Here is a 246-nt window from a genome sequence, read left to right on the forward strand (position 1 = left end):
ATTAGGTATTAGGTATTAGGAAAATAAAAAAGTTTGAAAATTGTTAAATGCGATTGAAAAAGAAGTTTTAAAGTACTTCTCGATACAATTTTTCTTTCATTTCGACTCCGCTCAATGTACAGAAAAATCACTCGAAGTGACGTGTTGAGTTATTGAGAAACAGATTGCCGCACGTTTTTATCAAAACGCTCGCAAAGACGTTCCTAGGGAGTTTAAGAATACACGCGAAGCGATCCAAAAGCGAAG

Source organism: Kordia sp., assembly GCF_050633145.1.
GTDB lineage: Bacteria > Bacteroidota > Bacteroidia > Flavobacteriales > Flavobacteriaceae > Kordia.